This window comes from Zunongwangia pacifica (genome assembly GCF_023499215.1).
GTDB classification, from domain to species: Bacteria; Bacteroidota; Bacteroidia; order Flavobacteriales; family Flavobacteriaceae; genus Zunongwangia; species Zunongwangia pacifica.
The window spans coordinates 20,910-47,318 of record NZ_JAKHSK010000018.1 but is presented as its reverse complement, the minus strand read 5'-3'; the positions used below and the strand labels follow the sequence as shown (position 1 = coordinate 47,318).

Here is a 26,409-nt window from a genome sequence, read left to right as displayed (position 1 = left end):
TGTTACCAATAATCAAAGTAAACGCCTGTCATGGCTACAACAGCTATTATGATGATGAGAATTATAGCAATGAAGGTAGCACCAAATTTTGTTTTCTTATTTTCCTGAAGAATGTAATCCTCAGATTCGTTATCCTTTTTGTCTCTTATCTGCATTAGTGTGTGGCTTTTTGCAGTTGAAAAACACATAAATTTCAAAGTAATAACATCTTTTTCAACTGTTTAAAAGAATAAAATTAAATAAAAGTTTTGATTTTTATTTATAAGAATTGGTAAAAACATGCTAAAATTTCATAAAACCTCTATTTTTAAGGGGGGTATCTAAAGTTTACGCATCTTTTAACCTTCTGGTCTAAAATTTAAATAACAAGTGATATGTTGGACATTAAAATTGCTATTTATATTCCTTAATAAGGTTTTCCCACTCCATCATTTTAAGCATCCTAACTAAAGCAGGGTTTATTTGATCTACCAAATCTGAATCTTTAGGGAAAGAATAACTGTAATAGTCTTTTTTAAGTGTTTTTTCTAAAACTTCAATATGCTTACCCAGGTTTAGTTTTTCTATTTCATAGCGTAAAATCGGTTCGTCGTACACCAAAAGATCGATCTCGTTATTATTTAGTAATGTGATTCCCTCTTCCTCTGTCACTAATTTTTCAGAATCAATTGCGTATTGATCCAAAAGTTCTGCTGCGCTACTACTGTTTACCGTAGCCACTTTAAATCGGTTTAGATCTGCTATGCCGTTAATTTCACCACTAATGCTATTAACAGTAAGAGATGAAGCAATACTTGCCGTAAGACTGGAAATAATTATAATCGCCATAAACATCCAGATCAAACCAATAATGCGACCTCCTGTAGTTCTGGGCGATCTATCCCCGTACCCCACGGTCGTCATCGTCACTGCACTCCACCAAAATCCTTCCATTAATCCTTTTCCCCTGCCTCCCCCAAATTCCTCGGGATTTTTCTTTCGTTCAAACAACCATACCAAAAAACCGAAAATAAAAATTACTCCTAATAGCGCCAGTATAGCCGAAATAAATTCCCAACTCCATAGGTTTTTAAGAATATTAATCACCTGGGATTCCTTTCTTTTGGCCACCCCCGTATGCGAAATAAAATAAGGCTGGGAAAAATCCATTCGTAACATTCGGCTATCAGTAACCGTAATTGGATTGATACTGAAGTCTACTTCGCCACTTTCAACAGCATTTAAAAGTGCTGAAAGTGTTTTATATTCCTGGTATTGGTAATCGTAATCTAAGCTTTCGTTAACCAAATTCCAGCTTTTAATACTTAAACCATCGTAAGTCCCATCAGGGTTTTGGTTAACAAAAGGCGGGGTAAGCTGTATACCGATTTTGTATATTTTTGGAGCAGATTTTAAAGAATCCTGAGCCTTGGTAAGGCAAGAAAAAAATACAAATAGAACCGATAATAAATACTTCATAAGTTTAAGCTGAAAGAATATTTCGTTACATAAGTCTCGAAAATTACTTAATACAGAAACATTTTCAAAATCCAGATTATTCTGAAGCTACTTTTTTAGTTGAAGTTGTATCCTTTTTTCGATAATATATTTCTAATTTCTTTCTTCCGAAGTCTCTGGCCCTGGCAATGTCTTTCCCCATATAAATATCAACCCGTTTTTTCCAACGATAATGCATTTTATCCTTAATTAGAAAAACCGAATCGAATCCCTGAATCCTGATTTCATCATCATGCCCAAGCCCTAAAGCTAAAAGGTCACGTGATATGGCCACTGCATTCATTCCGGGTTTTAACGTATCCCCCCAGGCTGCAAGGTTTGGATTATTACCGGCAGTTTGATAGCTAACCGAATTAAATGCAGAAACGGTAACTTGCAGAGTATCCCAATCTTCTTGGGGACTGTGATCTACCGTTTGATCAGAAAAATTACAGGCTGAAAAACCTACGGCACCAAAAAATAAAGAAAAGGAGCATATTCCTAACACGTATTTTCTGATCATTGTAAAGTTTTTCAGCCTGCAGCACTATTGCTAAAAGCTAATATAGATAAACTTTATTTTTCAAACAAGTCTATAGAATTCAGTCAGCTTCCGTTATACCTTGCCTAAATCCCAGCCCTCACGATAATCACGTTTTACAAATTTATTCGCTTCCTCCAGATTGGTAACACGCATATTATCACTATCCCAAATCATTTGAATATAACGTCCTGGATATTCAAATCCAACATTTCCATCAGCATTTGTTTTTTCCCTTCGAATATCTGTACCTCTAATGGCGAGGTTGGCAATCAATAAAATTTCGGTTAAAGGTCCGGCAATTTCAAAAGGAGAACTAAGTTCTTTTTTACCCGGGCCTGCTATTGCAGCTTCTACCCACTGTCCATAATGACCGTTAGCACCACCGGGCACACGATCAAACTGTTTTGGCACATTGACCTCATTTGTTCTGGAAGTTGGTAATAACTGTGGATTTTCACCATAGGTACCACACATCATTTTTCCTTTAGTACCGATGATTAAAACGCCGTTTCCGCCATCTCCAAATACTTCATTAGGACCAAGTTCCTCGGGTCTGGTGGGTTGAATACCACCATCCATCCAATGTAGTTTAATATCTCCTTCTGTATTTTCATTGCCATCAAAAGTCATGGTCACGTGGCTGGATGGTGGACAACTTTCAGGGAAATATCCACGTTTAAATTCATCCACATAAACACTACCAACGCTACATTCTACATTTTTAGGATATTTTAAATCCAATACACGATAAGGTGCTTCAATTAAATGACAGCCCATATCACCAAGTGCACCCGTACCATAATCCCACCAGCCTCGCCAGTTAAAAGGAACAAGACCATTTACATATTCTTTATAAGGAGCTGTCCCTAACCACAAATCCCAATCTAGCTCGGTAGGAACACTCGATTTTTTCCCTTCTGGCCATGGAATTCCCTGCGGCCAGACCGGCCTGTCTGTAAAACAATATACTTCTTTTGCCTTACCTATTAGTCCTGCATTAAACCACTCCCTCATTTTTCGCACACCGTCTCCAGATGCTCCCTGATTTCCCATTTGGGTAACTACATCGTATTTTTTAGCAGCATTGGTTAATGCTCTTGCTTCGAAAATATCGTGCGTTAATGGTTTTTGAACATATACATGTTTCCCTAACTGCATGGCTGCAAGGGTTTGAATGGCATGATTATGATCTGGAGTAGAAACAGAAACTGCATCAAAATTCTTCGATTCTTTATCAAACAATTCTCTCCAATCTTTATAGTACTTTGCTTTAGGAAAACGTTCCCGTGATGTTTTAGCACGACGATCATCGACGTCACATAAAAAGGCGATATCGGCTTTTCCTGTTTCGTGAAAACTCCAAATATCACTTTGTCCTTTTCCACCAACACCTATACCGGCAACTACCAGTTTATCACTTGGTGCGATAAAACCGGGGCCGCCTAAAACGTGACGCGGAATAATACTAATACCAGCTGTGGCAAGGGCTGTGCTCTTTATAAAATCTCTTCTTGAGGAGCCTGAAATTTTCTTGTTTTTTTCCATAGTTAGGGTTTAAAAGATAAATCGATTTAGTTGATTATTCGTATAATTTAATCGAAAAAGCTATCATTATGCTAAAAAGATAAGCTTTGGTTTCAGATATTAACATTTTCTAAAGATATCTTTTAATTTTTAAAAATCCAACTTTCTAAATTCATATAAAGTTTAATCTTTTATTACCTATCTGATAATTGGGAATAAATTATCCAATTTCGTTACTTTAATCCCGTATTTCTATTTAAGATATGTCTATAGTGTTAAGAAAACCAGAAATCAACCGAATTAAATAGCCATATCCTTGTGAGTGCATTTGAGAGCTGTACCTTTGCACACTTAATTGGCTGAAACCAAGAAATCGGCCTTAATTAATCTTTGAAAAACAAATTTATGAGTCAAGTAAAGCAAAATGACACTGTAAAAGTTCATTACACAGGAAAATTAACCGACGGCCAGGTATTCGATAGCTCCGTAGATCGCGGAGAACCAATCGAATTTACGATGGGACAGGGACAATTAATTCCTGGATTCGAAAAAGGACTTTTAGATATGGAAGTTAACGAGAAAAAAACCATAAATATACCAAAAGAAGAAGCCTACGGTGAGCCAAGAGAAGAGCTTATTCAGGAAGTTGCTAAAAATCAGCTTCCAGAAGATCTTGAACCTAAAGTTGGGATGGGATTAGTTTCTAAAACTCCAGATGGTCGTGAGATGAATCTTGTTGTGAAAGAAGTTAAAGAAGAATCTATCGTAGTAGATGGTAATCACCCATTAGCCGGTAAAGATTTGGTATTTGATCTGGAAGTTGTAGAGATTAAATAATGATATATTGCTATTTTAAATAGCGTAATTACAGAAATATAAAATCCCTTTTTGGATCTTCCAGAAAGGGATTTTTTTATGCGCTCTGCTAAAATTCAAAAAATAGTATTAAATCCTTTAAAATTAGACTTAAGCTTTTTATAAAATGCTTTAGCAGATTATTTTTAGACTGTATCTTTAATCCAAACCAAAAACTAAAAATATATTATGATTAGAAAAGCAAGCGCAGTTTGGAATGGAACGCTAAAAGAAGGAAACGGAAAACTTTCTACTGAAAGTGGTGTTTTAAATGAAACACAATATTCTTATAAAACCAGATTTGAAGACGGTAAAGGGACCAACCCTGAAGAATTAATTGGTGCTGCACATTCCGGCTGTTTTACGATGCAGTTATCTGCCTTTTTAGCTGAAGAAGATTTTCCTGCTGAAACATTAAATACGAAAAGTGAAATTACGTTTGAAGATGGTGTAGTGTCTAAATCACATTTAATTCTTGAAGGAAAAGTTCCTAATATTAGCGAAGAGAAATTTCTGGAAATTGCTAAAAAAGCCAAAGAAAACTGTCCGTTATCAAAATTATTGGATACAGAGATTACTTTAGATGCCAAGCTTGTAAAGTAAAAGCTTTGAAGCATTTAATCTCGATTATCGGATAATCAACTTAATATAACACCTAAATATAAAACGTCCTGTATATGTAAACACAGGGCGTTTTTCTTTTGGCTATTTGTTGGTATAAAAAACATGCTTTAAACTCTGGGATATCTATTCAAGAAACTCGAAGAATAAAAGCTTCCATTAAGCGCCCGCTAGAAATTAAAATTTAGCGGAAGAAATAGTAGCCTGTCTGGGAGATTGTTGAAGTTGGCAGGCCTGTAAAAGTCCTTTCTTAATATGCTGCATTAGCTCTGTAGAAAACTTATTGTTTTTAGCAAACTTCTGATTGACTTCAAGCTCTATTCCGATATAATTTTGTTCAAACTTCGATCTAAGATAAGTCGTAAAACCATCGGCTTTTCCCAAATAAGGATAATTAAAACGAACCGTAACGTCCCATTCCTTTATGAGTTCGTCTTTAAAATGTTTAGAAAAAATTTTCTCCCCTTTTCGGGAAGGATCATATAAAAGTCCGATATCGGTTTGGCGTTCTACCTCATGTAAAACAGGCGTAAAACTATGTACAGAAATATGGATCACCTCCTCTCCTGCTTTAACATGTTTAGCAATGCATTGCTCTATTTCATTTCTATACTTCAAATAAAAAGAATCAATTAATTGCTTTTTTTGGACCTCGGTGAGCGATTTAGAATATTCTGAAAACAAACTACGATGATGTAAAGAACGATTGGGTTCAATTAATAATCGGCTAAATTTATAATCAAAATTAAAATCGGCTATTTTTGATAATTCCTGAAACAATTTAAAAGCTCCGGGGTCGTAAGCACGATGAGTTTCCCAAACCGGGTCTTTTTTATCTTTTATAAACTTAAATTGTTGTGGCAAGGCGTTTCCCGCATGCTCACAACTTAATACAAGTTTCACGGGTTAAATAATTGATTTTTAACTAAACAAATTGCCAGATCTAAATAAACACTTTGAATTTTTTCTTCGGAATAATTTCTATTTAATGCCTTTATAATCCTTGTGGACAAAGATCCTTCTTTAAGCAAAAATTCGATGGTTTTACGGTGTCTTTCTGAAATATTACCTTTAATTTTATCGAATATCACCTGCCAAATTTCAAGAATCTTCGCTTCTTTTTTTAATCCAAAAATCCTTAAATAAGCTTCATTTTTTACTTTTCCTCCTTCAGCATCTTTAATAGCAATATTTAGAATGTCCAGCAAATCATCTTCGTTCCAGTCTTTTTGTTCGGCTAACGGAATAAATTCTTCTTTTACAATAGCCTTTAAAGCTTCTATCACTAAAATAGCAATAGCCATATCGGCTTTAGGACATTCCTGTAAATCGATCACCCTTATCTCTATCGCACCACGATCGAAACGTGCTATAGCCCCGCGGGAATTTAAAAAATGATGTTCTAAAATCCCTTTTTTGTCATAGGGTTTTATCGCTTCTTTGATAGGTTCAAAAATACCACGATGATATTCTTCTTTGGTATAAAGACATTCCGGAATTACTTTTCCGGCCATTTGCGGAATTTCTTTTTGATTGGTTTTATACATCTCCATACGGCTATCCATAAACCCGGTGAGCTGCCCTTCAAAAATGGGTGAAGACGCACTTAATCCCGGAATTATTGGAAGCAAAATCCTTATGGCCGCATGTAACTTTTCGAACTCGGCATCATTGGCAAATGGCAAATTAATATGCATGCTTTGCACGTTGCTCCAACCATGCCCATTACAATCAAAAATCTGATTATAAAGCTCATAGATCTCATTATAATCGTGTTCCCAAAGTTTGGTTTCCTTAAGCGGATTCATTAAGGGATGCGCTGCCGTTGGTAAAAGTTGTGAATCTAACGGCTTTAATAGCGCGTTAATTTCAGTAATATTCTCAGCAAAAAGCTCATCCAGATTTTCAATTTCTGAAGTGGGGCCGGCGGTTTTTAATTCGACCACATGGGCTACCAACTCGTTGCTCCATTCGATCTTCCCGTTTTCAACATCTGAAGTAATCTTCCCGGTTTTTTCAATAAAAAGCTTATCGGTAATAGGGTTTACCTGCAGGTTTTTATTTACCAGCATATATTCTAACTCTATCCCGTAAACTTCAAAAATATGATAACTCATGTTACTTTTTTTCCAGCCTGTTTTTTAAGGCTGTAATAATAGATTTATACACTTCCTCTCCGTAAAAAGCATCTTCAACCCCAAAATCGATATTTGGATTGTCATTGATTTCAATCACCATGGCTTCACCATTAATTTCTTTGATGTCGATACCGTAAAGCCCCTCGCCCATTAACTTTGCTGAGCGTAATGCTAAATCTAATACTTTTTCTGGAACTTCTTCTAACGCCATTGCATCGGCATTACCATCCTGATCGTCTTTCTTTTTCGCGCTCCAGTTATAAATTTGCCAATGCCCTTTAGCCATGTAATATCTACACGCATAAAAGGCCTTTCCATCTAAAACCCCAATGCGCCAATCGTAATCTGAAGGGGTAAACTGCTGGGCGATAATAAGCTCAGACTCTTTAAGCATTTTTGTGACCAGTTCCTGATATTCTTCCTTGGTTTTAGCTTTTTTAACCCCAAAGCTAAAGGTAGAATCTGGGGATTTTAAAACCACAGGTAAATTGATTTCCCCTAACACCAAATCTTTATTTTCTTTATGAATAATCATCGTTTTTGGAGTAGGAATGCCGGCATTTTGCAATGCTTCAGCCATAAAAACCTTGTTGCAGCATTTTAAAATGGCATCTGGGTAATCGATAATAGCAATGCCTTCCTGCTGTGCTTTTCTTGCAAATGCATAAGCCTCATTATGAACCTCGGTACTCTGGCGAATAAAAAGAGCGTCGAAAGCCGATAACCTTGATAAATCTTTAGGCGAAATAATTTCAACATAAAAATTCATTTTTTCGGCAACCTCAGTAAATTTCTTTAAAGCCTTTGGATTACTTGGCGGTGCGACATCGTCTTTTTGTACCAAAATCGCCAAGTCATAATCATAAGCCTGTGGCTTAACGGTATCATATCTTTTTTTAGAAAAATAATCACTCGCAAAAATATGCATGCTCTCTAAGTGATCTTTTGGAATTTCAGATTCAGATAAGGCCTTGATACTTTTTATATTCCATTTATTACTGAAACTAAACTTTACCTGCAAAAAAGGAATCTGGAAATGCCTGAAAAAAAGCGAACTGAGCTCCCGGTACTTCTGCGCTACGTTTTGCCCAAAATAAATACTAAGTACAAACTCGGTCGATTTTATGGATTTCAGGGATTTCTGAATCACATCATCAAACTCTTCAGAAATTACTTTTACCAGTTTAGGCTCTCGTAAATCTACCAGGTTTTTAACCGTAGGTATGGCCAAATGTCCACGTGCTTCTGCCAAAAGTGAAACATAATAGCCTTTTGACTGATAGCTGTAGTTTTTGGATAAGTTGAAAATACGCGCACTTTTTATTTTTGCATAAACAGGGTTGGTTAAATAATCCTGAGCAGCAATAATACTTATATTTTCAAGCTGAACCGGCCATTTTTCAGGCTGATTCACCACTAAAAATTTATTCATTTCTATATAAAATAATCAAACAAATGTACTCGAAAATTGAATTGGCAAATCATAAAATTTCTAAAATAAATTCACTAACCATTCCCGATTCATGTTATTAAAAATTGATTTTTTAGTATTCTTTTTTATACTTCTTATAAAAAGTAAGCTAATTTTTTTGAAAATCAAATTCAGAGGTGAGATGTAAAATTTTATTTCTATTTTACCATTTTAAACCACGTACTCATTATGAATATAAAACAACTTGGCCTGTTTGCCTTACTTTTTGCTCAGGCAGGTTTGGCGCAAACCACAGACGAAAAATTAATCGCTAAAGCAAAAAAGATTCACGAAAAGGTAATCACTATCGATACCCACAACGATATAAACGTGAATAATTTTACACACGATCATAATTATACCGAAGATTTGGATACGCAGGTAAATCTACCTAAAATGGAGGAAGGGAATATAGATGTTTCCTGGCTTATCGTTTATACCGGGCAGGGCGATTTAGATGCCGAAGGCTACAAAAAAGCTTACGAAAATGCCATGGAAAAATTTGAAGCTATCCATCGATTAACTGAAGAAATTGCTCCAGATGAAATTGGCCTTGCAACTACGTCTAAAGAAGTTAGAGAGTTGGTAAAGCAGGGTAAAAAGGTGGCTATGATTGGTGTAGAAAATGGCTATCCTATTGGCACCGATATTAATAATGTAGAAAAATTTTATAATATGGGTGCTCGTTATATGTCTTTAGCCCATAACGGTCACAGTCAGTTAAGCGATTCGAATACCGGGGAGGCTGACGGTAAATGGCTAAATAACGGCTTAAGCGATCTTGGTAAAGAAGTGATCAAAGAGATGAACCGTTTGGGGATCATGATCGATGTTTCGCATCCTTCTAAAGAAGCCATTATGCAAATGTTCGAGCTTTCAAAAGCGCCATTAATTGCTTCGCATTCTTCAGCCAGGGCCTTATGCGATCATAGCAGAAATTTAGATGACGAATTACTGGCTCTTTTCGATAAGCATGGCGGTGTGATCCAAACCGTAGCCTTTAGCTCTTATGTAAATACTGAAAAGCACGAAGCTTTTAATGCTGAAAAGACCAAAATATACGAAGCAAAAGCTAAGAATATGGGTTTTGAAATCCTTTCCTGGGGAGAAGTACGTGAATTAGAAGATGATGAAAGAGAAGCTTATATCGAAAAATACAAAAAATTAGTTGCTGATACTGCGGAAGAGGTTGAAGCTTTAAAAGAAACCATTAGTCCGGTTGATGTTTCAGATTTTGTAGATCATATCGATTATTTAGTGGAAAAGGTTGGTATTGACCAGGTAGGAATCAGTTCAGATTTTGACGGTGGCGGCGGAATCGATGGTTGGAATGATGCTTCAGAGTCTTTTAATGTAACGCTGGAATTAGTAAAACGAGGCTATACCGAAAAAGAAATTGCCAAACTGTGGGGAGAAAATCTGCTTCGTGTTTTGGATGAAGTTGAAGCCGTAGCCAAGGAAATTCAGAAGGCCTAACCCATTAAAATACTTCTATAAAAAATCGTCATCTACATTTCAAAAATCGATAAAATAGATGACGATTTTTTTATGCCGAAATTGTAGGATTTCAACAATAATTTTTTCTGGTTTATTTTTTTTTATTTTTACGCCTTTTCTTATCCCAAAATACATAGGCGCCAAAAAGAGCTAAACTTACTACTGAACCCCATAACAATCCCGATTTTAATTGATCTGTACTTCGGCCTAAAATAGCAATGAAAATAGTTAGCGGTGCAATTCCCACTAATGTTGCGCCAATAAATTTCCAGTACGTCATTTTTAAAATTCCGCCCACAAAACTTATGGCATCATTCGATAAAAACGGATTTATCCTGGTAACAATCACTGCCCAAAATCCATAGTCCTCTATAAAATCGGCTATTTTTTTTTCGTTCTTCTCTCCTATTAAGCGTTGTACAATTACAGGGCCAAAATAGCGTCCAATAATATAGCCAATGGTACTGGCTGAAAATACAGCTGCAAAAACAATCAAACTTCCCCAAATTGGACCATAGGCAATAATCGATACCACCATTAAGGCTACAGATGGGATCACGATTAAAAACATTTGAATGATCATGGCCAGGATTAAAATTACAGGCCCAAACCATCCAAAACCATCTACCCACTGCGTGATTTGTTTTTCGTCTCCGCTGGTAAGCACTGCCCAGGCTTTATCTAAAAATGCCTGTACGGCAGGAATTAAAAAATAACAGGCCACTATAGATGCAACAAGCGCCAATGAAATATACAATGGCGCTTTACTTTTACTTACCGAAGCAGTTTCTATATCTTTCTTCATAAATTATTGTAACTCAACCTCAAGGATATTGGCAGGATCGCTGTGCCCTTCGTTAGAAATAAACAGGTCTCCGTTTTTACGAAAAGCAATTCCTTCAGGTTGATAAAATTTTTTTCGCTTTAATAAATATAATTTTTTTGAATCTCCGTTTGGCGATAAAATCAAAAGCTTCGGATTTCTGGCATCGGTGATATAAATTTCTCCTGTTTTAGGGTGAATATTCACTTCAGAAGGCATCATTACCGTTAGTTTATTTTTGGTCTTTACATTTTCGAAAATAGGATCTTCCAGGTCTATGGCAAATACCGGCGTTTTAAGAAGTTTCTTCGATTTTAGATCGAAAGCGTAAATTCCTTTGGTATTATTGCTTAAAGGGTCTCGGTCTTTTACGGCTACCAATAAACGATTATTTTTTAGATCTGCGCATAATCCCTCGGCATTATGCTTTGCCTTGATAAACGTTTTATGTTTAATCACTTTTGGCTGCTTTTTCTCTAAATAATCTTTAACCTCGAACAGAACACCATCACTGCGCATCACAAAAGCATCGTTACCTACAATTGCCAGACCTTCATAATCCCCTGATTTACCGAATTCAATTTCCTTTTCAATTTTTTTTGAATTAAGATTATAAATAAAAATAATACCTTCTTCATCCTGAATGGCAGCCATGCGATCATCATCTATGAAATCCATCCCTGAGATCTCTTCTAATCGACGGGGTAAATCCCATCTTTGCTGAATGGTATATTCTTCGTCAAAATCTTTTCTATCGATACTAAAAGGAAAATCCATTGTAAAATATATAAATGCAACAATGGCTAAGATCCCTATTGCTATGCTCGCTACAATTTTATTCATATTTAAAAACAAATCTTATTCTAAAATTAATCGATAATCAAGATTAAATGCTCTGGTCCCATGCCGATAGTCATCTGGATCAGGGTGCATAGAAATAATAAAAAATTTCTAATAAATGCCTCATGGGCTTGCCTTAAGGTAATTTATTCATTTCAATAACTTCTATACCTTTTTGACTTCTGTCTTCATTAAAAACCAATAGATATCCGGATTGCTATTATTATAATTGATAATTTACCTGAAAAAGGATTTAAAGCAACAAACGGATCCTCTGCTTCAAAATCATCCTCGCCGCATGATTAACAATCGGCACTTGTAAACAAAGATACTAAGCTAAATAGATAAAGTACCGTTTTCATATTTTAAAAATTTTATAAAACAAGGTTGAAAACGAAAATTATAGAAAAACGGACATTAAAATAATTTTATTATTTCATTTAATTAGAAATCATATTATTGACCAAAGCATCTAAATCTTTAGTAATGGCCTTACCCAAAATACCTTCTTTATCTTTAAGGTAGTTAATAATTTCGACGGGCGTAAATTGATAGGTTTCCCGTAATCCTGTAATAATTTTTTCCAGATAATCGGGATGTGGTGTATTAATTTCATCTTTAAGAAATTTAGCATTTGTAAAACTAAAAACCGGCAGCTCTTCATGATAACCTAAAAATAAGATACGATTATACCAGGCGTTACTTTTAAGGTCTAAATGACCATTTTTAATGGCTTCATCAAAATTGATATCAAGCTCTTTTTCGGTATCAATTTCCTGTTTTACAAGTTCAATAAACTGATTTTTAGAAATACTATAAATTTTGCCAAATGTTTGGGTATCCTCATTAGGTATAGGTTTTATAAAGGCTGCCGCACCACCACTCCAGGTGTTGGCACTTTTAGCAAAATAAAGTTCATGATGAATTAAAAAACTATGATTTGTTTTAGGCAGGGTTTTATCGCTGCAACCAATATAGGTTCGTTTTGCTCCCTTTGGTGTCCCGCCAGCGATGTAACATAAAAACCTATCTTCCATTAAATTAGAACCATAACAGGCATACCAAACACGCTCAAAATCTCTCATTACTTGCTTTTTTAATAACCTACTGAAATTTCTTTGGAAAATCTCTAATCTTAACTATTCTTTAGCGTTATAGAACATATCGAGAAAAACTTTGGATCATATATTATTAGTTAGATTACTAATCCAGAAAAGAAATTTCACGCATTTTCTTCTTTTAAAATTACCTTAAATACAAATGTTAATTTTATAAGTCTTTGTTTCTTTGCACGCAATTATTCTATCTTATGCTGTCAAAACTTAAAAAATCGCCCAAATTAAAATGGGCTCTACGAATCATACTAGGTTTAATCACTTTATTTATCCTTTTTTTTGCCAGTGTTTATTTTGGAATGTGGGGGAAAATTCCGACCCGGGAAGAGCTGAGCGCCTTACAGCAAAATAAAGCAACACAAGTTTTATCTGCCGATGGCAAATTAATAGGTAAATTTTATATTTTCGACCGGCAGCCCATAAAATTCGAAGACCTCCCAAAGTATTTAATTGAAGCTTTAATCGCTACTGAAGATGTGAGGTTTTACGAACACAACGGGATTGATAATCGCAGTTTGGGCCGTGTATTTTTTAAATCGATTCTTTTACAGGACGAGAGTGCCGGCGGTGGTAGTACCATTACACTACAACTTGCTAAAAACATCTACGGAAGAAAAGATTACGGTGCCCTTGGGATTGTGGTGAACAAATTTCAGGAAGCCATCATGGCCAAACGAATTGAGAAAATATACAGCAAAAACGATATTATCACTTTATATTTTAATACCGTTCCTTTTAGTGATAATACCTACGGAATTGAAAGTGCTTCGATGAAGTTTTTTGGGAAGCATGTAAATGATCTAAATGTTGAAGAAGCTGCTGTTTTAGTAGGAATGTTGAAAGCTTCGCATCGCTATAATCCAAGAATATTCCCAGAGAGAAGTCGGTTACGCCGTGATGTGGTGCTTACGCAAATGGAGAAATATGGCTATCTGACCGAGGAACAAAAAAACAATTATATTAAAAAAGATCTTGTGCTGGATTATAAGAATTACAGCAACAAAAAAGGTCTTGCCCCCTACTTTAGGGAGCAAATTCGTAAAGACCTTAGTAATGTTTTAGATACGATTAAAAATAAGGATGGTGAGAAGTATAATATTTATAGAGACGGACTCATTGTTCATACCACATTAGATTATAAACTGCAAAGTATTGCTGAAGCTGCGATGAAAGAACACATGGCAAGCTTACAAAAAGAGCACGAAGATTCTTATGGAAGCCGAGCGCCCTGGTTAACCAATGATGCCATTTTAAAGGATGCCATCCATCGTTCTAAAGCTTATCAGAACTTAAAAGAAGATGGTTTTTCTGAAGATGAGATTATGCAGGAACTTCAGAAGAAAAAACAAATGGAACTCTTTGAATACGATGGTACTGTTACCCGACAGGCCAGTACCATCGATAGTATAAAACATTACCTAAAATTCTTAAATGCCGGTTTGCTTTCTGTAAATCCTAAAGATGGCGCGGTAAAAGCCTGGGTTGGTGGCGTAGATTTCAGGTACTTTCAGTACGATCATGTTTCGCAGAGCAAACGCCAGGTAGGTTCTACTTTTAAACCTATTGTTTACACCACTGCGATCGATAAAGGTATAGAACCCTGTACCTATTATTCAGGACGTGCAGTAACTTATAAAGACGGCTGGAAACCTACTAATGCGTCTACTGAAGAGGAAGATGAAGACATGAATTACAGCATGAAATATGCTCTTAGCCATTCTATGAATACCATTGCGGTTAAAGTTTTACTCGATGCGGGAATTTCAAATGCAATCGAGAAAGCGCATCAAATGGGAATTTCTTCAGATCTTCCGGCTGTTCCCTCCATTGCTTTAGGTACTGCGGAAATTAATATGGAAGAATTAACTGAGGCTTATACCAGTTTTGTGAATTCAGGCCGACCTTCAAAACCCTATTACATTACGAAAATTGAAGATGGTTCTGGAAACTTACTGGCGGAATTTAAGGCTTCGGAAACACAGGAGGCTGCATATACCGAAGAAACCAGAGAAATTATGGTAAATATGATGCAAGCCACTGTAAATGAAGGAACGGCTACACGACTGCGTTATACGTACGGGTTAAACAACGACATTGCAGGTAAAACCGGAACCACTCAAAACAACAAAGATGGCTGGTTTGTTGGCGTTACTCCAAATTTGGTTACGGTTACCTGGGTGGGAAGTGACGATCATCGTATTGGTTTTAGAAATACAAGAATTGGCCAGGGCGCAAATTCGGCATTACCCATTTTTGGAAAAATGATGCAAAAGATGAATGCCGATTCTTACTTTAACGAGATTACAAATGCACGTTTTAAGCGACCATCTGGCGAAGTTGCAGCCCTTTTAGATTGCGAACCAACCAAAGAAGATAGTTTTCTTAAAAAGCTTTTTGGCAGCAAGAAAGACGAGCCTAAGGAAATTGAGATGGAAAAACCGGTTAAAGAAGAAAAAGAGAAAGAGAAAAAAGGCTTTTTTAAACGATTATTTGGCGGAAAAAAGAAGGATAATTAAAATGTAAAGCTTCATCCATTCATAATGATCAGGGCATTTTTACTTTAGTTATTTAAAATTCAATATTTTAGTGAATAATTCAATCTCAAAATCACTAAAATCATCGAGGAATTTATAAAACAATACTTAGAACAACTAACCTACTCTACTCCTCGGGAAAAGGAATTTATCAAACAGCACCTAAGTGTAAAATTCTATAAAAAGGGAGACTATTTTTTAGAATCTGGCCAGGTGCAAACCGAAATGGGCTTTATTTGCAACGGACTCATAAGGCGCTTCTACATCAACGAAAAAGGCAACCAGATTACGACCGGTTTTACTAAAGAAAACGAATATATTACCGACTACCCGGCTTTTATCAGGCAGCGAGCTTCAAAATATTATCTACAATGTTTAGAGCCTACGACTATTGTAAAATTGCCGTATGATAGTATTCAGGAAACATACTCAAAATTTAGGAATAGTGAAATGCAGGGCCGGCTTATTGCTGAAAATGTACTTACGATTTTAAACGACCGGGTAGAAAGTTTTTTATTTAATACTGCTGAAGAACGTTATCTAAAATTTATTTCAGAAAACCCCAATCTTATTCAACGGGTAAGCTTAACGCATCTGGCTTCTTTTTTGGGAATTGAGCGGCAATCGTTAAGCCGAATTAGAAGTAAACTGGCTAAAAAATAATTTTGTCACAAATGTGACAGGTACTAATGATAATGAAATCAGATCTTTAGGCTATCATTAAAAACCAAAAAAATGAATATTACAAGATCTATCCAGTCCCTTTTAATCTGTCCTTTAATTTTAGTTTCCACTATGTTTTTTGGTCAGGTAACTAAAAATGAAGATGAAAGTACAACAGGCATTCATCTAATCATCCAGCAACACACAGAAGCTATTTTTGATAGTTTAGTTGAAATCCGCAGAGATTTACATCAATATCCCGAATTGGCCGGAGAAGAAGTAAGAACTGCAGCAAAAATCGCAGAATATCTTCAAAACTTAGGTTTAGAAGTTCATCAACACATTGGGGGTAACGGTGTCGTTGCTATATTGGAAACCCATCGTAAAGGGAAGAAAATTGCGTGGCGAGCCGATATCGATGCGCTGGAAACCGATTTACCTGATGTGGTTGCTTTTGAATCTACAAATAATGGTGTTAGGCATATTTGTGGGCATGATATTCATACCAGCATCGCTTTAGGAATCGCGAATGTGCTCACAAAAATCAAAGATCGATTAAACGGAACCATATATTTTATTTTTCAACCTGCGGAAGAAAACTGGCAGGGAGCAAAAGCGATGATCGATGACGGTTTATTTGAACTTATAGATCCCAAAGAGATTTATGCACTTCATCTTGCACCTATGCCGGAAGGACTCATCGCAACCAAGGCCGAAAATATTTTTGCAGACTACAAAATGATTAAACTGAAATTCGCTAAAAATAAAGACAATGCTGAATTATCCAACTATATAAAAAAACTAATCCATAATCTTCAAAATGTCCCGAATGACAGTCCATTTTGGGAGATGCAAACTCTTATGGATTCAAAACTTGGGCTGGCCAATCCAAACACCATTTTTAAGGATTATATCACTTTAAACTCCGCAGTAACATCAAAAGAAAAAGATGATTCCATTAATTTTTATGCGTCAATGTGTACCAGTGACCCTACTAAATTATATTCGGTTTTAAAACAACTAAAATCCAAAATTAAGAATTCAGAATTCGCAGATCAATTTATCGATATTCAATTTCAAGAAGAGCTTACTTTGGTAATAAATGATAAAGATTTAACCGATAAAGCCGTCAACACCATCAGTGCTATTTATGGGAATCAGAGCGCTATAAATTTACACGGAATAATTCCCGATGGACGTAGTGATGATTTTGCCTATTTTCAGCAAGAAATTCCGGGGGTATATTTCCTGCTGGGAGGTTCAAATTATGAAAAAGGAATACTATCGATGCCCCATTCCCCAAATTTTAATGTCGATGAAAACTGTATTAAAACCGGAGTACAATATTTTTCATCTTTAATTGCTGAAAAAACGAAACTGTAGTTTCTTAATTGAATTTACAGAATTGGCCTTAATAAGCTATTGTCATCATGAACCTGCCGGCCTGCCGGCGGCTTGTCCTCGATAGCTATAGGGACAGGATCTTTTCCTCAAGATTTTATTTTTCAGTGAAGTATGAAATTTCGGATCAATTACGATAACTATCAGAATGAAATGACGAAAACAACAAATTATTACTAATTACGGATAATTAATTTCTTAATTACCTTATTATTTGGTGCGCTTCTTAGAAATATCTCATAACCGGATATAAAGATTTGGACTTTTTATTATTTTCAGTCTATCAGAAAAGTTTAGCTAAAATCTCCTGATTTCATTGACAAAACGGGTACCACTAGCTAAAAAATTGTAATTTCCTGAAATAAGTTAACAAAAAATGACTTCTTATAAAAGACCAAAAAGAATCGTGTTAAACCAATCAACAGGATTAAAATATGGCATTCCTTTTTAACTCTAATAAATCACCAACTCAGATTTACAAATTATGATAGATCTAAAACAATACATAGAAAACCCTGAAGTAGCATTATGGCAAAACAATCATTTACAACCTTGGGAAGTCATTGACAATTTAGAAAATATATTGTTGAAACATTTAAAAACACTGGGAAGTGGTTATGAAATAGAAAACAACGTCGCTATTCATAAGACGGTGACCATTGAGCAAGGTGTAACGCTAAAAGGAACCATAATTATATCTAAAAATAGCTTTATAGGCGCTCATGCTTACCTTAGAGGTCCTGTTTTTTTAGGCAACTCGGTAAAAATTGGACCGGGTTCTGAAATAAAACAGTCAATAATACTAGACCATACAGCCATAGCTCATTTTAATTATATTGGAAATAGTATTCTTGGAAAAAGTATAAATTTTGAAGCAGGTTCATTATGTGCCAATCATTACAATGAAAGAAAAGAGAAGCAAATTTCTGTGAAATATAAAAATCAAATTATTGATACAAAAACTGAAAAATTTGGCTCGTTAGTTGGTGACAATTCTAAAATTGGTGCAAATGCAGTGTTATCTCCTGGAACAATTTTAGAAAAAAACAGTATTGTAAAACGACTTGAACTAATTGAACAAATAAAATGAAAAACTGAATATCTAATGCTTTAGTTATCTATATTTAATTTATGTTTATAACCAACTCTGTTGCTAATCTATAGAACTCACTTATTAGTAAATCATTTTTATTTCAAAGCAAAGATAGAAACATTGGTATTCCCCCCTTTGGTGGTGCCAATAAAAATTCTGTTTAGGTCTTGATTAAAACGCAGTGTCAAATTTGAGAATTCTTTTAAATCATCAACATCAAAAAATGAAAACAAAATGAAAAAGCTTGGATTACTATTCTTATTTCTTGCATCTATTATTTCGTGTGAAACACATAACGAAGGAAAGGAAGAATTAGGGATTATGGATGAAAAGATGGAAAACTCCTCATCGATTCATGTAGAAAAACCAGAAGTAGCTGACAACAGAAAAATTATATGGAATGCAGATTTAGAATTTCAGGTTAAAGATGTAGACGAATCTACAAAAGATATTTCCCAGTTATGCTCAAAATATGAAGCATTTATTTCACATATGAACCTGATGAGTTCAAATTATCAGATCTCGAATCATATTACCATAAGAGTTAAAAATGAAAATTTCAATAGACTAATAAATGAAATAAAAGGAACATCAATATTTATTAGTAAAGTCGAAATAAAGTCAAATGACGTAACGGAGGAATTTATTGATATAGAAAGTAGACTAAAAACAAAAAAAGAAGTTAGAGAACGTTATATAGATATTTTAAGAAAGAGTACTGGAGAAATAAAAGATGTTATTGCCGCAGAAGATGCCATTAGGAAAATTACAGAGGAGATTGAAGCGAAGGAAGGTAGATTAAGATATCTAAAGGATAAAGTTAGCCAAAGCACCATAGATTTAGAAATCTATCAAAAAGTTGATTTCAAATCGGAACCTGAAACCTTTGAAAAAGGATTTTTTACAAAAGCTAAAGAATCATTAGAAACAGGCTGGAATATAATAATAGAAATTTTACTTTTATTATTAAGTATATGGCCAATCCTCTTGATTGCTATTTTAGTATTTATTTGGAGACGACAATGGCTTAAAAGAAAAAAGCGAAAGTAAACTACCTCGGGGCATGCCCACGACGCATTAGATAGAGATAAAATTTCAATTTTGAAACATCCCGATTGCTATCGTGACGGGGTATTAAACACTTTGGCGGAGCCAATAAATACACATATTTCAACCCCGGTAAAGTTCGCTTTAGTCCTAATTCAATTAATAAAATGAAAATTTGCATCACTCAAACTAAACCTATAAAAGGAGATATCGATAAAAATATTGAAAAGCACCTTCATTTCATTAAACTCGCAGTTGAAAATAAAGCAGATGTCATCGTTTTTCCTGAACTTTCCCTGACGGGTTACGAACCAGAACTTGCTGAAAAATTGGCAACCGATATAGATGACCAAAGACTTGATGTATTTCAAAAGATTAGCGATGATAATGAAATATTAATAGGTGTTGGCCTGCCTACCAAAACTGGAAATGGCACATGTATTAGTATGTTTATTTTTCAGCCTAATACTTCAAGAAAAGTTTATTCCAAAAAGTACTTACATCCGGGGGAAGAAAAATTTTTCGTGCCTGGAGAAAATTTACTTCCGTTTAAATACAAAAATAAAACAATCGGAATTGCCATTTGCTATGAAACCTCTATTCCCGAGCATTCCAAAACAATATATGACCATGGAGCCGATGTTTATATAGCTAGTGTACTTAATTCGATAGACAGTGTCAATAAAGATATCTATCGAATTTCAGCTATCGCAAAAAAATATAAAATGATCTCATGTATGTCAAATTTTGTAGGAACCTCCGGAGGTTCTCATTGTGCTGGTAAAAGTTCTATCTGGAATAAAGACGGAATGCTACTAGAGCAATTAGATACTTTAAATGAAGGAATTGCTATAATAGACATTAATAAACAGGAAACCACTAAAATTCAAATAGAAAAGTCTTTCGAATAAGCAGTACCACAAGTTTTATAAGCTGAATGCAAAATTTTGTAATTATTTTCAAAAAAATCAATGTGTTACAAGTAAACGCAGTAATTCAACCTCAGCGACCCAATATCACTTCAGCTCTACACCAACGCCTATTTTTTCCAGTAAATACGGATTATGGTCGATTACTAAAAGATCATTTTGCTCACTTAATTGCTTTAATGACTGGTATAACAAATCAATATCGGCATAATGCAGTCCGATGCTGGGTTCGTCCAATATCAAAAGTTGATTTTGGGTTTTAGCCTGTAACCAGTTATTTAATAGTAAACGCTGTTTTTCTCCAGATGAAAGTGATTTTACAGTTTGATCAAGTCTTAAATGAGAAAGCCCGATATTACTAAAAGCAGTAAGTTGCTGAATAGCTTTTGTGGTACCTTTAAAATTAGCTAGCCAAGTCTGCAATTCCGATACGTTCATGGCTAAAATGGCAGCCACATGCTTGCCGTTAATCTTATGTCCTAAAACTTCATTACGATAACGTTTCCCATCACAAACTTCACAGGTTTCAATATGTTTGTATGAAACATCTAAGCTAGTGGTCACTACACCGGTTCCCAGGCAATTAGGACACTGACTTGCTTTATTTTTATATGAAAAATCTCTAGCCTTACCTCTGGTTTCTTTGGCAAAAATCCTGGTAATCACTTTTAAAACATCTAGATAATCTACTAATAAGGTGCTGTTGTATGCGCGCAGTTTTGTAGTTTCAAAATAATCAACTCCTGCATATTCTTTTGGAAAATGGATATTTTTACAATAAACGGGGTGCTGCTGTTGTAAACTTGGCATCAATACCTCTTTTAACAATGTGGTTTTTCCTATTCCCGATTTTCCTGTAATGGCTGAAATACCTCCTACCGGGATTTCAAGATGTTCCTTTTGCAGACCATGCCGTGCTATTCCTTCAATTTTAATAACTTTTTTTCCTCTCCGAAATTGACGTGTTTTGGTTTTTGCTTTCACATAAGGATGGCATACATCAGAATTAAGATAAGCAGCTGTATTTCCCTGAAAAGTAATAGTACCTCCCAAACTCCCGGCTTTTGGGCCTATCTGTACCAAATGATCTGCCGCCAGCATAATATCTTTATGATGCTCGATCACAATCACCGTATTGCCTTTAGCCACCAGCGATTGCAACAAAGCAATTAAATCGGCAATGTTATTTTGCGACAATCCGGCTGAGGGTTCATCCAGTAAATACGTAACTCCCTGTAACGGACTATTCAACTGTTTAATAAGTGATACCCGTTGTTGCTCCCCGCCACTCAACGTTCCTGACTTTCGGTTTAAATGCAAATGATCAATGTGTAACTGCTTTGCCCGTTTCAAAGTAGCCTTCAAATGTGCATGTAGTTTTGAAATTAATTCGGCATCAACCTCATCGGTTGGTTTTGCATCTTCTAACCAGTCTTCAAATTCATATAAACTTTTAGCTTTTAAATCTAGGATAGAATGCTGGGCTATTTTGATCTCCAGGCGCTCAGGCTGCAATCCGCTCCCTTTGCAATGACTGCAAGTTTCAGGGCTCAGTAGTGCAAGCATATGTTGATTGTGTTTGTTTTTTCTTATCAGAAAATATTCATCCATCAAATAAGTAAACAAGCCTTTCCAGACCATTTTAACCTTCTGAGTTCCTTCACGCGATTTGGTTTTAAACGCCCAGGTGGCTTCCCAGGTTTTTTCAGGTATACCGTAAAATAACAAATGTCTCTGTTCCTTATTCAATTGTTTAAAAGGTGTCTTTAAACTAAAACCATACTCTTTCCCTATTTCACCCACAATTGCCATATATTGTCCGCCGGCTTGTCCGTAATAACGCAGAGCTTTATTGTGTTCAAAAAGTCCCTCAGCGATACTCAAATCCTCATTTAGTACGATTTTCGATAAATCTGGAAGCATTTCTTCTCCTACTCCATCACAAATACCGCATTTTCCTAATTCATGTGCGTTCGAAAAATGACTTGCAGACCATTCATAACCTTTATACTGCGCTTTACGGGAAAAGGCAAAACGTAAACTTTTATCAATATCAGTTTGTTTAGCCACATCAGAACGCTGCGAGAATTGCTGATTTTTACGTGTAATACAAATACTGGGGGTTAGTCCGGTAATATGATCTACTTCAAATTGATAATCAATCCCTACCCTGTTTTGCTGATAGCTGGAAAATTGTTTACTCATTTCCTGCAATCCATAGCCATGAAGCGTATCAATAACCAAAGAAGATTTCCCTGATCCCGAAATACCTGTAACCACAGATAATTTTTGCTTCGGAAAACTTGTGTCAAGGTCTTTTAAGGCATGTGTACGAGCTCCTTTAATATGAATGGTATCAATAGCTGATGGATCAGGAATAGACTCGTTAGAAGTGTTTATAGTATCTGAATTATTAAACCAAATATCACATTCGGCTTGGAACAGTGCATGATTTTCAAAACACACCATTCCCGAGGTTTCCGCTTTTAATTGCAGCAAAGCTGTTAATAATTGCACTACATTTTGTTGATGTAGCCCGATACTGGGCTCTTCTAGCAACAAAATGGTTTGTTTAGTAGGTTTCGCAAAATGTTTGGTTAATTTAATTCGTTGTGCTTCCCCTCCGCTAAGAGTATTAGAAGGTTGTCCTAGTTTTAAATATCCTACTCCCAATTGCTGTAACAATTCTAATATTTCGCATAATTTCTTTTCTGTATTAAAGAACTCGGTGGCCTCAGAAATACTCATGTTATAGATCTCGGCAATATTCTTTTTATTCCAACGCACCTGTAATACTTCAGGTTTAAAGCGTTTGCCATTACATTCAGGACAAGTTTGATTAATGCTCCCCATCACACTCATGGAAAGGGTTATAACCCCGGCGCCTTCACAACGAGCGCAACGACCAGCTTTATTGTTAAATGAAAAAGCATTTTTCTTTAACTCAAGTGCTTTGGCTTCATTAGTCTTAGCGAACAAATCCCTAATCTTATCGGCGATTCCAGTATACGTCGCGGGATTGCTGCGAGGCGTTTTCCCTATAGGCTGATCTGATACAGTAAGCATTTGTAAATCTTGCTGTTTACTATAACTTTTAATCGCATTTAAAACCGTAGCTGTTTTTCTACTCACTACCGCTAATTTATTTTTAGCTGGTTTAAAATCGGCTTCTGAAACCTGCTTTCTTTTTTTATTAATTTTTGGTCCAGAAGAACGTAATGCCGATAATGTTGGACTTTCTATATTTTTAGTCTGAAGGAATTCCGTTCGTTTTCCGTTAAAGATGACTTCTCCTCCATGAATTCCGGCTTTGGGTCCCAGCTCTACGATCCAATCTGCCTTTTGGATTAAATTTAAATCGTGCTCTACGACCATTACTGTATTACCCCGGCTAATCAAACGTCTTAAAATTTGATATAGATGCTGTTGATAGGCCGGGGACAAACCAATTGAAGGTTCATCAAAAACATATAAAATGCCCTGCAAACTACTATTTACCTGTTTGATGAGTTTGATACGTTGGCCATCTCCACTAGAAATATTCATACTTGGAGTACTCAAACGATAATGGTCCATTCCTAAACGAATCAAATCATCCAGTTGCGTACACAGTTTATCGACCAACACTTGTTCTCCTGCTTGATAATTCTCTGCTTGCAATTTGCTATACAGATCATTTAAAGGCAGCTCCATCCATTCCTGAAAATTCAATCCTTTCCAGCGATATTTTAAATGCTCTGCTTTGATGCGTGCACCATGACAGCTGGGACAGGTTTTAGCACTGGCAAAACGCAGAATACTGGGATTTCTGTCCAGTCTTAGAATATCACTCATAATCGGCAAAATTCCTTTGTAATATCCAACTTCACGAGGTTTCGCCTTAAACCCTTCCCAACGTAGGCGTGATTCTAAACTATGCTTTCCGTAATATACCTGAAGACGATCACTACCATTCCAAATAACATTCTTCTGCTCTTCTGTTAAATCTTTCCAAGGAATATCTACAGAAAATCCATGTGCTTCACAAACTTTATTCAATTCTTCTACCGTTACCTGAGAATACACAATATAGCCGTTTGGCAGGGTGGTTACTATAGCCCCTTCGCGCAAAGTTTTATTTTCATCACCAACGAGTTTATCAATATCGATATACTCTGCTTCTCCTATTCCTCTACAGGTTTCGCAAGCTCCTTTGGGATGATTAAAAGAGAATAACGACTTACTCATACTTTGTGCTGCAGAATAACGAGCGAATAAGATTCGAAAGATCGGCGTTAACTCAGATAAGGTTCCAAAAGTAGCGTTGATTAACTGAAAACGTTTGGACTGTTCTACTTTTATTACCGGAGGTAATTCAGCTATATCATCCACTAAGGCTGTTGGGATCGTAACTGCATTTTGCTGATTATATGCTGGCAGGCTCTCTAGAAAGTATCGATAACCTTCGTTACCTATCACGCCCATCGCTAAGGAAGATTTTCCCGACCCTGAAAGACCTGTAACCACAATCAATTGGTTTTCAGGGATAGTTAATGATATATTCTTTAGATTGTTTTGATAGGCGTTCTGAATGCGCATGTAGGACTTTCTTTTACTTTTAACTTTCAAAGATATAAGAATATAAATGCCTGCAAGATCAAAAACTCAAGCTTTCCTTTACAGGCACAAATTTGCTCTACCTTTCTTCTAAATCTGCGACAATTTTATCCAGTTTCTTTAAGAGTTTACCATACACAATCTGGGTTGAAGCTAAATAAGAAAACAGACTTATACCACCAATCGCTAAATACATAAATAAGGCCAAAATTATCTTCGAATTCAGTGAAATTTTGGTAAACACCTTCAAATAAAACTCAGCATCATGAAAAATAACCCATAATTCAACAAGCATAAATAAAGGAATAACCAGACCTGTAAAAATGATATAGTTCTTTTTCTGATTTCTAATAAAAAACTGATTGGTTTTCATATACTGCTTAACATCATCAGAGGGTTTAATATTCTTTAATTTAGCAATGGTATTTTGATTCAGTAGAAAAAGAAAAAGTAGAAAACCAAAAGCTAAACCGGCTCCCAAATATTCTTTATAAAAAATCAACAATCCGGCCATAAGTAAGCCTATTGGAATTAAACCTAAATTATCTTTTTTTAAATATTTTAATATGTTTTGAAACCACAATTTAGATTCCCTATTATAAAAATCGATGTTTTTAACATTGCCGTGATTTCCTTCTTTCCAGATGTTCTCAATACTATTTTCCATAAATTATTGTTTTAAGTTTTACTTTAATTCGATTAATTCTTGCGCCAATGGTACTTATATTCATTCCGCTCACCTCGGCTATTTCTTTATATGATTTATCTTCTAAATAAAGAACAATGATTGCTTTATCTATTTCTGGTAATTTTCGAATCGCTGCATAAAGCATTTGCAATTCTTCGTTACTAAAAGCTTCAGATTCTGTACTTATATCGTTTTGAATCATTTTATTGATTTCAGTATGCTTTTTTTGCTTTTTAAGCATCGTCATACATACGTTTAAAGTGATCCTATATACCCACGTAGACCACTTTGATTGTGATTTAAAATTATTTTTACTCTTCCAAATTTGAAGACACACTTCTTGAAAATAATCTTCAAAATCAAATTCGTTATCGGTATAAGCCCTGCAAAGTTTAATGATGATCCCCTTATGGGGAACGATATACTTTATGTAAAAATCTTCACTCAAAATTGTTGTTTATTAGATAGGTAATCTCAAAATCAATTTTATTACGAAAAAACTCTATTTAAATTAAATCTAAATAGTTTTTGATACCTGAACTCTGCACTATATA

General features: G+C 35.3%; 22 protein-coding genes. 9 read left to right on the top strand and 13 right to left on the bottom strand.

Annotated features, from left to right (window positions below; translation table 11 throughout):
• Positions 1-2: 2 nt before the first annotated feature.
• The 4 genes from L1967_RS13140 to L1967_RS13125 all read right to left on the bottom strand — a co-directional run bounded on the left by L1967_RS13140 (position 3) and on the right by L1967_RS13125 (position 3,565).
• Positions 3-155 (bottom strand): hypothetical protein, encoded by a 153-nt coding sequence (locus L1967_RS13140; RefSeq protein ID WP_249602017.1) that lies wholly within the window; start codon positions 153-155, stop codon positions 3-5.
• Positions 156-393: 238 nt separating this feature from the next.
• Entirely contained in the window at positions 394-1,458 is a 1,065-nt protein-coding gene (locus tag L1967_RS13135; RefSeq protein WP_249602016.1) for a transporter substrate-binding domain-containing protein, read from the bottom strand.
• Between the two features lie 76 nt (positions 1,459-1,534).
• On the bottom strand, positions 1,535-1,999 hold the full coding sequence (locus L1967_RS13130; protein ID WP_249602015.1) for a 3D domain-containing protein: 465 nt from the start codon (positions 1,997-1,999) through the stop codon (positions 1,535-1,537).
• Positions 2,000-2,092: 93 nt separating this feature from the next.
• Entirely contained in the window at positions 2,093-3,565 is a 1,473-nt protein-coding gene (locus L1967_RS13125) for a Gfo/Idh/MocA family protein (RefSeq protein WP_249602014.1), read from the bottom strand.
• A 384-nt stretch (positions 3,566-3,949) separates the two neighbouring features.
• Here L1967_RS13125 and L1967_RS13120 point away from each other — a divergent pair, with 384 nt between their 5' ends.
• Positions 3,950-4,381: an FKBP-type peptidyl-prolyl cis-trans isomerase gene (locus L1967_RS13120; RefSeq protein WP_249602013.1), complete on the top strand. Its 432-nt coding sequence runs from the start codon at positions 3,950-3,952 to the stop codon at positions 4,379-4,381.
• Between the two features lie 207 nt (positions 4,382-4,588).
• Entirely contained in the window at positions 4,589-5,002 is a 414-nt protein-coding gene (locus L1967_RS13115) for an OsmC family protein (RefSeq protein WP_249602012.1), read from the top strand.
• Positions 5,003-5,197: 195 nt separating this feature from the next.
• Here L1967_RS13115 and L1967_RS13110 read toward each other — a convergent pair whose 3' ends face one another.
• Genes L1967_RS13110 through L1967_RS13100 form a run of 3 tightly spaced genes read right to left on the bottom strand, consistent with a single transcriptional unit; the run spans position 5,198 to position 8,590 of the window.
• Complete coding sequence (locus L1967_RS13110) at positions 5,198-5,923, bottom strand: N-formylglutamate amidohydrolase (RefSeq protein WP_249602011.1); 726 nt, start codon at positions 5,921-5,923, stop codon at positions 5,198-5,200.
• Entirely contained in the window at positions 5,920-7,137 is a 1,218-nt protein-coding gene (locus L1967_RS13105; protein ID WP_249602010.1) for a glutamate-cysteine ligase family protein, read from the bottom strand. Before L1967_RS13105 ends, L1967_RS13110 begins: the two co-directional genes overlap by 4 nt.
• Before the next feature lies 1 nt (position 7,138).
• Positions 7,139-8,590, bottom strand: a complete 1,452-nt coding sequence (locus tag L1967_RS13100) for a RimK family protein (RefSeq protein WP_249602009.1) — start codon at positions 8,588-8,590, stop codon at positions 7,139-7,141.
• A gap of 228 nt (positions 8,591-8,818) precedes the next feature.
• On the opposite strand from L1967_RS13100, the gene L1967_RS13095 reads away from it, so the two are divergent.
• The gene (locus L1967_RS13095; protein WP_249602008.1) at positions 8,819-10,105 is read left to right on the top strand and encodes a membrane dipeptidase; all 1,287 of its coding nucleotides are present in this window, start codon (positions 8,819-8,821) and stop codon (positions 10,103-10,105) included.
• 112 nt (positions 10,106-10,217) lie between these two features.
• On the opposite strand, the gene L1967_RS13090 is transcribed toward L1967_RS13095, so the two are convergent.
• The 3 genes from L1967_RS13090 to L1967_RS13080 form a co-directional block, all read right to left on the bottom strand.
• On the bottom strand, positions 10,218-10,931 hold the full coding sequence (locus L1967_RS13090; RefSeq protein WP_249602007.1) for a TVP38/TMEM64 family protein: 714 nt from the start codon (positions 10,929-10,931) through the stop codon (positions 10,218-10,220).
• A gap of 3 nt (positions 10,932-10,934) precedes the next feature.
• Positions 10,935-11,792, bottom strand: coding sequence for an SdiA-regulated domain-containing protein (locus L1967_RS13085; RefSeq protein WP_249602006.1), 858 nt, complete (start codon positions 11,790-11,792; stop codon positions 10,935-10,937).
• 437 nt (positions 11,793-12,229) lie between these two features.
• Positions 12,230-12,874 (bottom strand): hypothetical protein, encoded by a 645-nt coding sequence (locus L1967_RS13080; RefSeq protein WP_249602005.1) that lies wholly within the window; start codon positions 12,872-12,874, stop codon positions 12,230-12,232.
• A gap of 224 nt (positions 12,875-13,098) precedes the next feature.
• Between L1967_RS13080 and L1967_RS13075 the strand changes: the two genes are divergently transcribed.
• The 6 genes from L1967_RS13075 to L1967_RS13050 all read left to right on the top strand — a co-directional run bounded on the left by L1967_RS13075 (position 13,099) and on the right by L1967_RS13050 (position 20,553).
• Positions 13,099-15,420, top strand: a complete 2,322-nt coding sequence (locus tag L1967_RS13075) for a penicillin-binding protein 1A (protein ID WP_249602004.1) — start codon at positions 13,099-13,101, stop codon at positions 15,418-15,420.
• 90 nt (positions 15,421-15,510) lie between these two features.
• The gene (locus tag L1967_RS13070) at positions 15,511-16,101 is read left to right on the top strand and encodes a Crp/Fnr family transcriptional regulator (RefSeq protein WP_338063541.1); all 591 of its coding nucleotides are present in this window, start codon (positions 15,511-15,513) and stop codon (positions 16,099-16,101) included.
• A 72-nt stretch (positions 16,102-16,173) separates the two neighbouring features.
• The gene (locus tag L1967_RS13065; RefSeq protein ID WP_249602002.1) at positions 16,174-17,484 is read left to right on the top strand and encodes a M20 metallopeptidase family protein; all 1,311 of its coding nucleotides are present in this window, start codon (positions 16,174-16,176) and stop codon (positions 17,482-17,484) included.
• A 502-nt stretch (positions 17,485-17,986) separates the two neighbouring features.
• Positions 17,987-18,592 carry a DapH/DapD/GlmU-related protein gene (locus L1967_RS13060; RefSeq protein ID WP_249602001.1) on the top strand — a complete coding sequence of 202 codons (606 nt, stop codon included), beginning with the start codon at positions 17,987-17,989 and terminating at the stop codon, positions 18,590-18,592.
• A gap of 237 nt (positions 18,593-18,829) precedes the next feature.
• Complete coding sequence (locus L1967_RS13055; RefSeq protein WP_249602000.1) at positions 18,830-19,645, top strand: DUF4349 domain-containing protein; 816 nt, start codon at positions 18,830-18,832, stop codon at positions 19,643-19,645.
• A gap of 164 nt (positions 19,646-19,809) precedes the next feature.
• Positions 19,810-20,553, top strand: coding sequence for a carbon-nitrogen hydrolase family protein (locus L1967_RS13050; protein WP_249601999.1), 744 nt, complete (start codon positions 19,810-19,812; stop codon positions 20,551-20,553).
• A gap of 105 nt (positions 20,554-20,658) precedes the next feature.
• Here the strand turns inward: L1967_RS13050 and L1967_RS13045 are convergent, their stop codons facing one another.
• The 3 genes from L1967_RS13045 to L1967_RS13035 form a co-directional block, all read right to left on the bottom strand.
• Complete coding sequence (locus L1967_RS13045) at positions 20,659-25,149, bottom strand: ATP-binding cassette domain-containing protein (protein WP_249601998.1); 4,491 nt, start codon at positions 25,147-25,149, stop codon at positions 20,659-20,661.
• A gap of 97 nt (positions 25,150-25,246) precedes the next feature.
• Positions 25,247-25,834: a hypothetical protein gene (locus L1967_RS13040; RefSeq protein ID WP_249601997.1), complete on the bottom strand. Its 588-nt coding sequence runs from the start codon at positions 25,832-25,834 to the stop codon at positions 25,247-25,249.
• On the bottom strand, positions 25,824-26,303 hold the full coding sequence (locus L1967_RS13035; RefSeq protein WP_249601996.1) for an RNA polymerase sigma factor: 480 nt from the start codon (positions 26,301-26,303) through the stop codon (positions 25,824-25,826). The genes L1967_RS13040 and L1967_RS13035 overlap by 11 nt, the downstream gene beginning before the upstream one ends.
• Positions 26,304-26,409: the final 106 nt, after the last annotated feature.